A 13,021-nucleotide genomic window follows, 5' to 3' on the forward strand; every position below is an offset into this window, starting at 1 on the left:
CACATTGAATATAAAATTGACGGTAGCCTATGATGGGACAAATTATCATGGTTTTCAAGAGCAGCGCGGTACAAAATATGTTACCATACAGGAACTGCTGGAAAAAAGCCTGTCCAAGCTGGCCAAACAAAGGATACAGGTTATCGGGGCCGGTCGCACAGATTCCGGGGTGCATGCCAGGGGTCAGGTGGTAAATTTCAAGTGTGACTCTTGGCCTGTGCCGCTGAATAAAGTACCTTTAGCAGTAAATGCCCTGCTGCCCGGGGATGTGGTGGTGCTGAAGGCTGAAGAAGTACCGGCGGATTTTCATGCCCGTTTTTCAGCACTGGGCAAGACATACACCTATACTATTTACAACCATCCCCTGCCGGATCCCTTCAGCCGGAGGTTTGCCCTGCATGAACCACGGCCGCTGGACGATAAAGCGATGAATGAAGCGGCACAGTTTTTAGTGGGTAAACATGACTTTAAATCCTTTCAAGCCCAGGGTACTCCTGTGAAAACAACGGTAAGGGAAATTACTGCCGCTGGAGTAAAACGGGAAAGGGATTACCTGTACTTAAAATTTACTGCCAACGGTTTTTTGTATAACATGGTGAGAATAATGACCGGCACACTGATTCAGGTGGGGTTGGGAAAGATCAAGCCGGCGGATGTTAAAACCATTTTGGAAAGCAAAGACCGCACCAAAGCGGGCCCAACTGCTCCGCCGCAGGGGCTGTGCATGGATGAAATATATTATTAACTACCGTCTAAGGGTAGAATAGCGGTTTCGGAATAATGAAACGCCAGGTAACGTGTTTTTCTTGACACTATTTTCACCATATATTAAAATACAAATATGTGGCCGGAAGCAGTTGCCCCGTTCTGCTGGCGGCCCAGGTAGCAAGGAGGGAAATAAATTATGAAGACTTTCATGGCTAAGCCAGAAGAAGTACAGCGCAAATGGTATGTGATTGATGCCGAAGGCAAACCCCTGGGAAGGCTGGCCGCTGAAGTAGCTCGCATTCTGCGGGGGAAGCATAAACCTACTTTTACACCTCATGTAGATACTGGCGACCATGTTATTGTAGTTAATGCTGAAAAAGCAGTATTAACCGGTAATAAATTGAAAAAGAAAATGTACTACCGTCACAGCGGATATCCCGGTGGATTGAAGCAGATGGCTTACGGTGAGTTTATGGAGAAAAAGCCGGAAAGAGCGGTGGAAAAGGCAGTAAAAGGAATGCTGCCCCACAATCGCTTAGGCAGAAAAATGTTTAAAAAGCTGAAAGTATACCGTGGTTCTGAACACCCGCATCAGGCACAAAAGCCTGAGGCTTGGAATTTCTAAGAGAACGTGTTTGATGGAAGGAGGCTTTTTGAGTGGCCCAAGTACAATTTTATGGTACCGGTCGTAGAAAGAATGCAGTAGCCCGGGTTTACCTGGTACCTGGTGAAGGTAAGTTTTCAATTAATAATAAAACACTGGAAGAATACTTTGGTAGAAAAACCCTGGAGATGATTGTACGTCAACCGATGGAAATTACCGGCGTTACCGGCCGCTTTGACGTGAAGTGCAAAGTTCACGGCGGTGGTGTGAGCGGTCAAGCCGGTGCAGTGAAAATGGGTATTGCCAGGGCGCTGGTACAAGCAGATCCTAATCTGCGTCCTGTGTTAAAACGGGCCGGTTTCTTAACCCGTGACCCGCGGATGAAGGAACGCCGCAAGTACGGTTTAAAGAAAGCCCGCCGTGCACCTCAGTTCTCCAAGCGTTAGACAAATATCAAATTGTCAAACAAATTTGCTGTGTTTGTTATGGCACAAAACCGTCGGGGGATACTGCCCTTGGCGGTTTATTTTATGCAGCAATACGCATACATATGCAAAACCCCGTTGGTTTAATCAGGAGATCTGTATAAAGAAATAAATTTTACCGCCCCCGTAAAATGTATTGATGCATTTTACGGGGGCTTTTTGCATACCATTTGTTGAGAAGTTTCCCTGCCGTCCTGCGCATTTTATGGATCAGCCGCAGCCAAATTAAGGGAAGGGCGGCGGTGAGGCAGGGAAGGCGAATATGCCGGGCTTGGTAAGATACCATTTTTCAGGATAGTATAAGGGGTGGTAGTGAATGTCAATACACTTTAAAGTGATACGCTTACGCAAACGTTACTTAATTTACGGAATTTTAATAGCTGTTTTAGCAGTGAAACTGTACGGAATGACACAGGTACGCGTGGAACAAAAATCTATTTCAACTATGTCCTGGTCGGTGGCCAATAAAGTAATAGTGATAGATCCCGGGCACGGGGGCATGGACCCGGGAAAAATAGCAGGCAACGGGGTGGAAGAAAAAGAGATTAATTTGGAAATTTCCAAACGCCTGGCCACAATATTAAGCCAGGCCGGGGCGGCGGTGCTTTTAACCAGGGAAAGCGACGTGCACCTGTCAAGCCCGGATACTAAAGGATGGCCGGCCAAACACCGGGAGGATCTATCAAAAAGAGTTAAGCTGGCCAATGACCGCGGCGCGGATTTATTTATCAGCATCCACTGCAACAGTTTTTCAGACCCCAAACAGCATGGGGCCCAGGTATTTTACCAACCGGGTTCAGAAGAAAGTAAAATGCTGGCTGAATGTATCCAGGACGAAATTATAAGGCTCTTGGACAATACCAAACGCAGAGCCAAGGGCGTGGACTATTATGTAACCAGGAATACCAACATGCCCACAGTAATAGTGGAAACCGGTTTTATTACCAACCCCAAAGAACAAAAACTGCTGCTGGACCCGGCTTACCAGTCTAAAATGGCCTGGAGTATTTATGCCGGTATAGTCAAGTATTATGCGGATAAAGCAGAAAAGTATGAAAGTAATTAATCCTCTATTACTCTGCCAATGGTTTTAATAGTAATATCGTGCAGGTTAAGCATGTATATTTTTGGTTTTTCCTCTATGGTGGCAAAAAGCATGGTTCGCTCATTTTTGGCATTTTTACTAAAGGCAAGCAGAAAGGAAAAGGCTTCCGGAATCAGTGTACAGTACATTATAAACACCCCTGTAAAACAGCATAACTTTAATATTCTGCCATTTAAAGCTGCGGCAAATAACACTACCGCTGCATAGCTTTAACGGTTAAAACAGCACTGGTCCATGATTCATTATATTAACTTTTAAATTTTGAGGTGACAACAATGGGGTATGTTTATTTTGACAATGCCGCAGCATCATGGCCCAATGGATATTAATAAACAGCTGCCGGTGGGAAAGGCTCTATAATATAGTCTGCAGGAGATTGCTGCTAATTTACCGGAGAATTAAATTGTTTTGCAGTGCTATTCATGGTAAACTATTCAATGTAATTTAATACCTAACGGGGGGAGAATAGTAAATGGCAATCAGTGTGTTGCTGCCTACGGACGGTTCCAGAAGTGCCTTGGGGGCAGCGGAATATACCGCTTCACTGATGAAGCTGGTTCCTTGTATGAAGGTAACCCTTTTAGCCGTTGAAGATGATCAGGTTGATGGGGAAAAGGTTATTCAGCGTACCAAAGCCATCTTTGCTCGAGAGGGGTTAGCTGTTAAAACAGTGGTTAACAAAGGCGAGGAGGAAGTGGGAAAGATTATTTCCTATTACGCTAATAACGGCCCCTATGACCAGGTGATAATGGGCCGCCGTGGTTTAAACCGCTTACAGGATATTTTGCTGGGCAGTGTCAGTGAATATGTAATTCACCATGCCAAATGCCCGGTAACAGTGGTGCCGCAAAACGCAAAGACACTGGACTGCGGCAAAGAATAAGATAAGAATAAAAAAATTCAGCCTATATCTTTAATGCAGCAATTAAAGATATAGGCTTTTGTTTTGGTATGATTAAGTTAGTTGAAGCCGTCCAAATTTAGCTCCTGAGCTGCTTTTTTATAAAGCTGATAACCTTGGTCAAGTATTTTATGGTCTATTTTAAAATTGTTTTTTTCTATGAGCTGAAGATATTCAGAAATAATTTGGGCGGTACCGGTTTCTTTGTGCTGGGAAATTGTCTTTTGATAGCTGTTTAAAACCTCACTGCTTAATTTTTTCGTTTCCCAATCAAAGATGGGGGTGTTGTCTAAACCATGCATATATGCCCCGAGATACATCATATATAAATCCGCCATTTGTTTTTGCCTTGCTGATTCCGGGTACTTTAATAAAAACCTGTCAGCTTTTAATGTTCTATAAGCCAGCTGATCCCAGGAGATAACCAGCCCGGCATCGTTGGCCATGGGTTTGTTTGACTCTAAGGACATAACTTCAATATAAGCTATCATGTCCTCTGGTAAATAGGGTATATATTTTTTAAAGTATTCATAATCTATGATGGGGTAAAGTTCCCCTTCAAAGCTGGCAAATTTATACCCGCCGTTGACTATTTCCGTAACCAGAGATTTTAAATCTTTATTCTCAATAGCGTTTATTTTATCCTTGTCAAAGCGGTAATGGAAAAGCTGGTTCAGCTTCTGCTGGTTTTCGCCGTTTCCTTGGAACAGTGCGTATGTATATTGTTCTTGGTATTGAATTTGCATTTCTTCCAGCTGCCTAATCATTTCCCCCGCATTTACCTGCGGTAACCGGGCTATATTTTCATCAATGAAGCGAATAACTTGATAGGGTTTATTATTCTGAAGCAGTTTTTTGTATTCAGACATAATTTCTTCTGCTTTTTCCGGGGGCAGCGGTACATTTTGTTGTTGATTGGCGGTTATATTTTGACTTGTTTTAGTATTCGGGCCGTTATCCCCGGCAGTATTAGCTGCGGAGCAGCCGCCCAGTATAAGGGCTGCTGTTAAAATAGGTATTATTATCTTCTGCATAATTTTTTCTCCTTCGTATGTTTTATCTAATTAATATATCACTTTTGTAAATGAATTTGGTTACAAAATTGTTACACCGGTTAGTGACCGCTCCCTCTGCTGTGGATATTCCTATCCAGCCTGGCCACTTGAATTAGAATTTTGGCCACCGCCTCATATAATTCCGGTGGAATTTCTGCACCGATGCCCAGTTCCGCCAGGGCCTGGGCTAAAACTTTGTCCCGGTGGATGGGTATATTTTCCTGCCGGGCCAGTTCCTCAATTCTCTGGGCCACGGGGCCATACCCGGCGGCCACCACCTTGGGGGCGTCATCTTCCCCCAATTTATATTTCAGCGCTGCCGCCACTTTTCTGGCCGGTTTCTTTTTGTTATCCAAACTTACACCTCCCAATCAACCAGCGATTTTATCACTCCGGCATTGGCCGCTGCCGGGTCGATATCCTGGCACCGGCTTACGTTGGGCTGTACCAGGCAGGAGACTGCAGCTTCCCGGTAGCCCGACTTTTTCAGCTCAGCCTTGACTGCGGGAAGTATATCGTTGATGGCCTGGCGGGTGGATTGATTTTCGGCAATAAACCGTACCACTATACCTTTACCCGGTACAGAAAAAAGTCCTATCCACAGCAGACCCAGGTTGGAGGTTTCCAGTTTGATAAAAACCCCGCTGCGGTCACTGCTTGGGCCTGCTTTTTTTTCTTTATACTGCCGGATAAAGAATAGTGCGGACTTGAAGCAGTCGCTTTTTAACGGCAGCGGTATGTAAAGTATCTCCCCGGAAGACCGGGCCTGTTTATTACCGGTTTCTCTGCTTTCAGCGGCCCTGGTGGCTGACAAAGATGCCCGGGGTGTTTTAACGGTTTCCTTTACCTGTTGATTTTGCACATTTTGTCTGCCCGTTTGTTTTTGGTGTTTGGGCTGATGTTGTAACTTTAAAATTATGGGTAAAATACGGTTAATATTCAGGTCAACCACCTGCTTTTACATCTGCGGTATATATTAATGTTATCGTTAATACATACGGCAGGACTTTAGGGTTTAGAAAAGAAAATAAAAATAAAATTTATGCAGCATGTGGCATAAAAGGAGGTTGGTGCCTTGAGCATTGTGCACTGCGGTGTTGTTCCACACCCGCCCGTTGCCGTGCCGGAGGTGGGAAAAAGGGAAGCGGATAAAGTTAGTGATACCCGGCAGGCACTGCTGGAACTGGGGCGGCGCATTAAAGACAGCGGTGCCGGGGTGCTGGTGATGATATCTCCCCACAGCCCGGTATTTGCCGATGCCATAGTGATCAATATGGCAGAGAAACTGAGGGGTGATTTGGCGGCTTTCGGTGCTCCGGGGGTTACCTTTGAATGCGATAACGATTCCCGGTTGGCCAATGAGATTATTGCCCAGTGTGAAAAGTTGAATCTCGTTTCAGCGGCCCTGGATGAACGGTTGGCAGGGGAATTTAACGTGCAGCTGTCATTGGACCACGGTATAACTGTTCCGCTGTATTTCCTGCGCCAGGCGGGATTGGAACTGCCGCTGGTGGTGTCATCCATGTCGATGTTTTCTTTTGAACAGTTATACCGCTTCGGTATCGCGGTGGCCAGGGCTTCTGAAACCCTGCACCGCAGGGTGGCCCTGCTGGCCAGCGGGGACCTGTCCCACCGCCTTACTCCCGGTGCTCCGGCAGGTTATGAACCGGAGGCATTTAAATTTGATGAAGAAATTGTGCGGCTGGTTGGCTCTGCCGATGCTTTGAGCTTAATTAATTTAGACCCGGATATGGTGGAGAAAGCCGGGGAATGCGGGCTGAGGCCGATCATTATGATGATGGGGGCGCTGGATGGTAAATCAGTACAGCCGGAGGTGCTGTCTTACCAGGCCCCCTTTGGGGTTGGCTATATGGTGGCCTCACTGCAGCCCGGTGGCGATGATGATGGAAGACTGCTGCTGCAGCCTATGGAAAAAAATCGCCGGGAGAAATTAAAAGCCCGGCGGGAAAAAGAGAGCTTTCTGGTAAAACTGGCCCGGGAAACACTGGAAAATTACGTGCTGGGCAAACCCAAACCGGAGATTAAATCGGAAGAAATTCCCCCCGAATTTAAACGCCGGGCAGCTGTTTTTGTTTCCATTAAGAAAAACGGCCAGCTGAGGGGATGCATAGGTTCCGTATACCCCCAGCAGGAAGACTTAGTACAGGAAGTAATGCACAACGCCATAAATGCCGGCATACATGACCCCCGGTTTTACCCGGTGCGGCCGGAAGAGCTGGATGAATTGACTTATTCAGTGGATGTTTTAACGGAACCGGAACCTGTTTCCGGCCTGGAACAGCTTGATCCCAAGAAATACGGTGTGATAGTGAGAAAGGGAAATAAAAGCGGCCTGCTGCTGCCGGATTTAGAGGGCATTGACACCGCCCGGGAACAGGTAGACATTGCCAAAGAAAAGGCGGGGATAGGCCGGCACGAGGATGCGGCGCTGGAAAGATTTGAGGTGGTTAGATATAAGTAAAGGGCGGCTTGGCCGCCCTTTTCCCCATGCCCTAAAGGGCAGCAGCGGGAAATGAAAAGCCCCGGCGGCCATCTGCAGGAGCGAAGGTTTTTTCAGTGAGCAGCTGCCGGGCTCAGCAGGATAACATTTTTTCAGGAGGTATTTGAAATGCAGGAAGCAATGTTTTGGCGTTCTGAAGAAAACAATTCAGTGCATTGTGAACTGTGCCCCAAACACTGCACCATCCGCCCGGGCAAAACCGGTTTTTGCCGGGTACGTAAAAATGTGGACGGTAAACTTTATACCCTTAATTTTAACCGGGTGGCCGCCCATGCCATGGATCCCATAGAAAAAAAGCCCCTTTACCACTACTACCCCGGTCAATACATACTTTCCCTGGGCACCACCGGGTGCAACCTGCGCTGTGGATTTTGTCAAAACTGGACCATTGCCCATGCCGACCCTCAAACCATTGAAGTGACTCCGGAGCACGTGGCAGAGGTGGCGGCCAAACAAGATCCTTACCCCAATGTGGGCATAGCTTACACCTATTCCGAGCCCTTCATGTGGTACGAGTTTGTCTTTCATACCGCCCGTTTAGCCAGGGAGAAGGGCCTGAAAAACGTACTGGTAACCAACGGCTACATCAACGAGGAGCCTTTAAAGGCCCTGCTGCCCTATATTGATGCCATGAACATAGATGTAAAAGCCTTTACCGATAATTTTTATCGAAAAAACTGCACCGGGCACCTGGAACCGGTGATGCGCACGGTGGAAATGGTTCATTCCCACTGCCATGTGGAGCTGACCACCCTGCTGGTGCCGGGGCTTAACGATTCGGAGGAAGAAATAAGAAAACTGGTGGACTGGGTGGCCGCCCTGGACCCGGAAATACCGCTGCATTTCTCCCGCTATTTTCCCAATTTTGAATTTGAACTGGATCCCACCCCGCCGGAAGCATTAAAACGGGCCCAGCAGATAGCTCTGGAAAAACTGGACTATGTGTATATAGGAAATTTGGGCGACCCCAGGGGTATGAATACCTACTGTCCCCGGTGCGGCAAGATTGTTATCAACCGGACCTGGTATAACGGAAAAGTGGTGGGATTAACTGCGGAAAACAACTGCAAGCACTGCGGCAGAAAAATTAAGGTCATTCGCTAATCACCTATTGATTTTTATACAGTTTAATGTATAATTATAAATAATTATTTTATCCATAGTTAACTAGTCACCGGGGGTGGTTGTTTGATTAAAGCTGCGGTTGTTGGTGCTACGGGATATACCGGGGCAGAGCTGGTGCGCATATTGTCCCGGCACCCAGGGGTTGAACTGGTGGCGCTGACCTCCAGAAGTTATGCGGGTAAACCTTATTATCAGGTCTACCCGCATTTGTATAACTATATTGAGTTGGAATGTGAGGAACTAAACCTGGAGCAGCTGGTGGCCGGGGCAGATGTTATTTTTACCGCCTTACCCCACGGTCACTCCATGGATATTGCTGCCCAAGCGGTTAAGCAGGGGAAAAAACTGGTGGACCTGGGGGCGGATTTTCGGCTGAACAGCGTGGAGCACTATCATAACTGGTACAAAGTGAAACACACGGCACCGGAACTTCTGTCCCAGGCAGTTTACGGGCTGCCGGAGATTAACCGCGCTGCAGTTGCCGGCAGCACGCTGGTGGCCAACCCCGGCTGCTACCCCACCACCGTCATTTTGGGATTGGCCCCCCTGCTGAAAAACAACTTAATCGATGCCGGTACCATTATCATTGACAGCAAGTCAGGGGTTTCCGGGGCCGGCCGCGGGTTGTCGCTGAAAACACACTTTTCAGAGGTCAACGATAATTTCCAGGCCTATGCAGTGGCCGCCCACCGGCATATTCCCGAAATGGAGCAGGAGCTGTGCAAACTGGCCGGCGGTGAAGTTACAATCAGCTTCACGCCGCACCTGGTGCCAATGACCAGGGGTATGCTCAGTACAATTTACGCCAACCTAACATGTCAAATGGACAGCGAGCAAATTAACCGGTTGTACCGGCAGTATTACGCTGGTGAATATTTCGTGCGGGTGCTGCCGCCGGGCATGCTGCCCCAAACCAAGGCGCTGGCCGGCAGTAATTTTTGCGACATAGCGGTGACGGTGGACCGGCGCACCGGCCGGGTAATTGTTTTGTCGGCCATTGACAACCTGGTGAAGGGAGCCTCCGGCCAGGCGGTGCAGAATATGAATGTGATGTTTGGGCTGGATGAGAAGAGCGGGCTTGATGTGGTGGGGATGTATCCTTAAAGACACTTAAGCCATAGTAAAATAATTTTTCATGGTGGGAGAGAAACAGATAATGAGCACTATCAATGTAAAGGAAATTACCGGCGGTTTTACCGCCGTACCCGGCTTTCTGGCCAGCGGCATTCATGCCGGCCTGAAAAAAGAAAAACCCGATCTGGCGCTGCTTTATAACCCCAGGCTGTGCAGCGCGGCGGGGGTATTTACCACCAATGCGGTCAAGGCGGCACCGCTGTTGTTATCCATGGAGCGCCTGAAAGAAGGCTGTGCCCACGGGGTGGTAATTAATGCCGGCAACGCCAATGCCTGCAACGGCTCCCGGGGGATGGACGATGCCAAAGCCATGGCACTGGCGGCGGCTAAAGAGTTGGGGGTGGATGAAAAATACATGCTGGTGTCATCCACCGGGGTGATCGGCGTGCCCATGCCGATGGATAAAATTTTACCCGGCATTGCCAGGGCGGCCCGGGAACTCAGCGCTGCCGGAGGCCGTAAGGCGGCTCAAGCCATTATGACCACCGACCTGATAACTAAGGAACATGCCGTTAAATTAGAAATTGCCGGGGAAACGGTTACCATCGGCGGCATGGCCAAGGGTTCGGGAATGATTCACCCCCGTATGGCCACCATGCTGGCCTTTATTGCCACCGATGCGGCGGTGGATGCGGGCACGTTAAAAGCCGCTTTAAAACAGGTGGTTGATGATACCTTTAACATGATTACGGTGGACGGGGATACCAGCACCAACGACAGTGTGGTGATACTGGCCAGCGGGGAGGCCCGGAACCGGCCGATAAAAGAAGGGACGCCGGAATACAATATTTTTTTAGCCGGCCTGACAGCGGTATGTACCAAACTGGCCCAGGATATAGCCATGGACGGTGAAGGAGCCACCACCCTGCTGGAAGTGGTGGTTAAAAATGCCCCTACTTTAGCAGATGCCCGCCTGGCTGCCAGGGCGGTGGCCGGTTCCAACTTGTTTAAATGCGCGGTGTTTGGCCAGGATGCCAACTGGGGCCGCATATTGTGTGCGGTGGGCTATTCCGGTGCCCGCTTCGACCCCCAGCGGGTGGATATTTACATCGGTGACGAACAGGTGGCCAAAGACGGCGGCGGGCTGGCCTTTAACGAAGAAAGGGCCGCCGAAATTTTGAGCAGTGACAGGGTTACCGTTACAGTGGATCTGAAAGAAGGGGAATACAGCGCCACCGCCTGGGGCTGCGACCTAACCTATGAATATGTACGGATTAACGGCAGCTACAGAACTTAAAGAGTGGGGAATTTAAACAGAATATATCTTTTTAGAAAGGCGCGAGTCACTATGTTAAGTGCTTTGGACAAAGCGGAAATTCTGGTGGAAGCTTTACCTTATATAAAAAAATTTTATGGCTCCACCGTGGTGATTAAGTACGGCGGCCATGCCATGGTTAACTGCGATCTGAAAAAAGCGGTGATTACCGACCTGGTGCTGATGAAATTTGTGGGCATTAACCCGGTGGTGGTTCACGGCGGCGGGCCGGAAATAACCACCATGCTGAAAAAGGTGGGTAAAGAGAGCACCTTTGTGGGCGGACTGAGGGTGACGGATGAAGAAACCATGGAAATAGTGGAAATGGTGCTGGCGGGCAAACTGAACAAAGAAATAGTGGCGCTGGCCAACAGTCTGGGCGGCAGGGCGGTGGGTATTTCCGGTAAAGATGCCGGCCTGATAGAAGCCGCCAAAAAAATGGGCACCCTCCGTCACCCCGACGGTCATGTGGAAAACTGTGACCTGGGCTACGTGGGGGAAGTAAAGAACATTAACCCGGCCATTGTACACACACTGATAAACGAGGGCTATATCCCGGTAATATCCCCGGTGGGTGTGGGCGCTGACGGTGAGAGCTACAACATTAATGCCGACACAGTGGCGGGTAAACTGGCCGAGGTCTTAAAGGCTGCCAAGTTAATGATACTTACCGACGTGGAAGGAATATTAAGGGATAAAGAAGACAGTTCTTCACTGCTGTCGGTGATCCATACCGGCGAAATAAACCGGCTGATTGAGCAGGGAATTATATCCGGGGGCATGATTCCCAAGGTGGAATGCTGTGTTTCGGCCATAAACAACGGTGTGAAATCCACCCATATACTGGACGGCAGAGTTCCCCATTCACTGCTGCTGGAAGTGTTCACCGACAAAGGAGTGGGTACCATGGTGGTAGCCGGTGACGGAGGTGATGACCGTTGAAAACTAAAGAAATTATAGCCGAGGGTAACAAATATGTAATGAACACCTACGGACGCCTGCCCCTGGCCCTGGTAAAGGGTAAAGGAGCCAGGGTATGGGATGCGGAGGGGAAGGAATACTTAGATTTCGTCAGCGGCTTGGCAGTGAACTCCCTCGGTCACTGCCATCCCCGGGTGGTTAAAGCCATCTGGCGCCAGGCCGACACGTTAATGCACGTTTCTAACCTGTACTACATTGAACCCCAGGTGCGGCTGGCCCGGCTGCTGGTGGAGAACTGCTGTGCAGACAGGGTATTCTTCTGCAACAGTGGAGCCGAGGCCAACGAAGGGGCCATTAAACTGGCCCGCAAGTATGCCAAGCTGCACCACGGGCCGGACAAATTTGAAATTATTACCGCCAAACGGTCCTTTCACGGCCGCACGCTGGCCACCATTACCGCCACCGGGCAGAGCAAGTTTCAAAAGGGATTTGAGCCGCTGCCCGGGGGATTTAAATATGTACCCTTTAATGATTTAGAGGCTCTGCAGCAGGCCGCCGGGCCCAATACCTGTGCGGTGATGCTGGAACCAATTCAGGGTGAGGGCGGTATTTACCCGGCCACCAGAGAATACCTGCAGGGGGTGGCCCGGTTATGCCGGGAAAAAAACCTGCTGTTAATTTTTGATGAAGTACAGTGCGGTTTGGGCCGCACCGGTAATTTTTTAGCCTATCAGCTGTACGGGGTGGAGCCGGACATCATCACACTGGCCAAAGCCCTGGGCGGCGGTTTTCCCATTGGGGCGCTGCTGGCCAAAGAGCATGCTGCCGCTGCTTTTCAGCCCGGGGACCACGCTTCCACCTTTGGGGGCAGCCCGCTGGCCTGCACCGCTGCCCTGGCAGCGGTGCAGGTGCTGCTGGAGGAAGGAGTAATAGAAAACGCCCGGGTGATGGGAGAATATTTAAAAGATAAATTAAACCAACTGGCTCAAAGGCACAGGCAGATAAAAGAAGTGCGCGGTGCCGGTTTGATGCTGGGCGTGGAAGTGGAAGACAAAGGCCCGGACATTGTCAACCGCTGCCGGGAGAGGGGGCTGTTAATCAACTGTGTTAACAACAACGTGCTGCGATTTTTGCCCCCGCTGATTATTAAAGAAAAGGAAATTGATGCGGCCATAGAGATACTGGATAAGGCATTGGGAGGATAGCT

The 13,021-nt window shown here is 49.1% G+C and carries 15 protein-coding genes; 11 read left to right on the forward strand and 4 right to left on the reverse strand.

All coding sequences use genetic code 11. From position 1 onward, the window contains the following. Positions 1–4 precede the first annotated feature (4 nt). From truA to cwlD, 4 genes are all read left to right on the forward strand, one after another. Positions 5–745 carry a tRNA pseudouridine(38-40) synthase TruA gene (truA, locus tag JOC37_RS01135; RefSeq protein ID WP_204615006.1) on the forward strand — a complete coding sequence of 247 codons (741 nt, stop codon included), beginning with the start codon at positions 5–7 and terminating at the stop codon, positions 743–745. A 159-nt stretch (positions 746–904) separates the two neighbouring features. Then, entirely contained in the window at positions 905–1,333 is a 429-nt protein-coding gene (rplM, locus tag JOC37_RS01140) for a 50S ribosomal protein L13 (protein WP_204615007.1), read from the forward strand. A 32-nt stretch (positions 1,334–1,365) separates the two neighbouring features. Then, a complete protein-coding gene (gene rpsI, locus JOC37_RS01145; protein ID WP_204615008.1) occupies positions 1,366–1,758 on the forward strand; it encodes a 30S ribosomal protein S9 in 393 nt (130 codons plus the stop codon). A gap of 355 nt (positions 1,759–2,113) precedes the next feature. Next, complete coding sequence (gene cwlD, locus JOC37_RS01150; RefSeq protein ID WP_204615009.1) at positions 2,114–2,863, forward strand: N-acetylmuramoyl-L-alanine amidase CwlD; 750 nt, start codon at positions 2,114–2,116, stop codon at positions 2,861–2,863. Here the strand turns inward: cwlD and JOC37_RS01155 are convergent. Continuing rightward, a complete protein-coding gene (locus JOC37_RS01155; protein WP_204615010.1) occupies positions 2,860–3,030 on the reverse strand; it encodes a hypothetical protein in 171 nt (56 codons plus the stop codon). The two genes, cwlD and JOC37_RS01155, sit on opposite strands and share 4 nt — an antisense overlap. Positions 3,031–3,374: 344 nt before the next feature. On the opposite strand from JOC37_RS01155, the gene JOC37_RS01160 reads away from it, so the two are divergent. Then, a complete protein-coding gene (locus JOC37_RS01160; protein ID WP_204615011.1) occupies positions 3,375–3,785 on the forward strand; it encodes a universal stress protein in 411 nt (136 codons plus the stop codon). 77 nt (positions 3,786–3,862) lie between these two features. Here the strand turns inward: JOC37_RS01160 and JOC37_RS01165 are convergent, their stop codons facing one another. The 3 genes from JOC37_RS01165 to fliK form a co-directional block, all read right to left on the reverse strand. Beyond that, positions 3,863–4,837 (reverse strand): hypothetical protein, encoded by a 975-nt coding sequence (locus tag JOC37_RS01165; protein ID WP_204615012.1) that lies wholly within the window; start codon positions 4,835–4,837, stop codon positions 3,863–3,865. 80 nt (positions 4,838–4,917) lie between these two features. Then, the gene (locus JOC37_RS01170; RefSeq protein WP_204615013.1) at positions 4,918–5,214 is read right to left on the reverse strand and encodes an EscU/YscU/HrcU family type III secretion system export apparatus switch protein; all 297 of its coding nucleotides are present in this window, start codon (positions 5,212–5,214) and stop codon (positions 4,918–4,920) included. Between the two features lie 2 nt (positions 5,215–5,216). Beyond that, a complete protein-coding gene (gene fliK / locus JOC37_RS01175; RefSeq protein WP_204615014.1) occupies positions 5,217–5,720 on the reverse strand; it encodes a flagellar hook-length control protein FliK in 504 nt (167 codons plus the stop codon). A gap of 222 nt (positions 5,721–5,942) precedes the next feature. On the opposite strand from fliK, the gene amrA reads away from it, so the two are divergent. The 6 genes from amrA to JOC37_RS01205 all read left to right on the forward strand — a co-directional run bounded on the left by amrA (position 5,943) and on the right by JOC37_RS01205 (position 13,019). Continuing rightward, positions 5,943–7,340 carry an AmmeMemoRadiSam system protein A gene (amrA, locus tag JOC37_RS01180; protein ID WP_338017318.1) on the forward strand — a complete coding sequence of 466 codons (1,398 nt, stop codon included), beginning with the start codon at positions 5,943–5,945 and terminating at the stop codon, positions 7,338–7,340. A gap of 147 nt (positions 7,341–7,487) precedes the next feature. Next, positions 7,488–8,483 (forward strand): AmmeMemoRadiSam system radical SAM enzyme, encoded by a 996-nt coding sequence (amrS, locus tag JOC37_RS01185; protein ID WP_204615016.1) that lies wholly within the window; start codon positions 7,488–7,490, stop codon positions 8,481–8,483. An 84-nt stretch (positions 8,484–8,567) separates the two neighbouring features. Beyond that, positions 8,568–9,608, forward strand: coding sequence for an N-acetyl-gamma-glutamyl-phosphate reductase (argC, locus tag JOC37_RS01190; protein ID WP_204615017.1), 1,041 nt, complete (start codon positions 8,568–8,570; stop codon positions 9,606–9,608). 52 nt (positions 9,609–9,660) lie between these two features. After that, positions 9,661–10,875 carry a bifunctional glutamate N-acetyltransferase/amino-acid acetyltransferase ArgJ gene (gene argJ / locus JOC37_RS01195; protein WP_204615018.1) on the forward strand — a complete coding sequence of 405 codons (1,215 nt, stop codon included), beginning with the start codon at positions 9,661–9,663 and terminating at the stop codon, positions 10,873–10,875. Between the two features lie 51 nt (positions 10,876–10,926). Then, positions 10,927–11,835: an acetylglutamate kinase gene (argB, locus tag JOC37_RS01200; protein WP_204615019.1), complete on the forward strand. Its 909-nt coding sequence runs from the start codon at positions 10,927–10,929 to the stop codon at positions 11,833–11,835. Next, positions 11,832–13,019: an acetylornithine transaminase gene (locus JOC37_RS01205; RefSeq protein WP_204615020.1), complete on the forward strand. Its 1,188-nt coding sequence runs from the start codon at positions 11,832–11,834 to the stop codon at positions 13,017–13,019. Before argB ends, JOC37_RS01205 begins: the two co-directional genes overlap by 4 nt. Positions 13,020–13,021: the final 2 nt, after the last annotated feature.

Source organism: Desulforadius tongensis (assembly GCF_016907915.1).
In the GTDB taxonomy this organism is placed as follows: domain Bacteria; phylum Bacillota; class Desulfotomaculia; order Desulfotomaculales; family Desulfohalotomaculaceae; genus Desulforadius; species Desulforadius tongensis.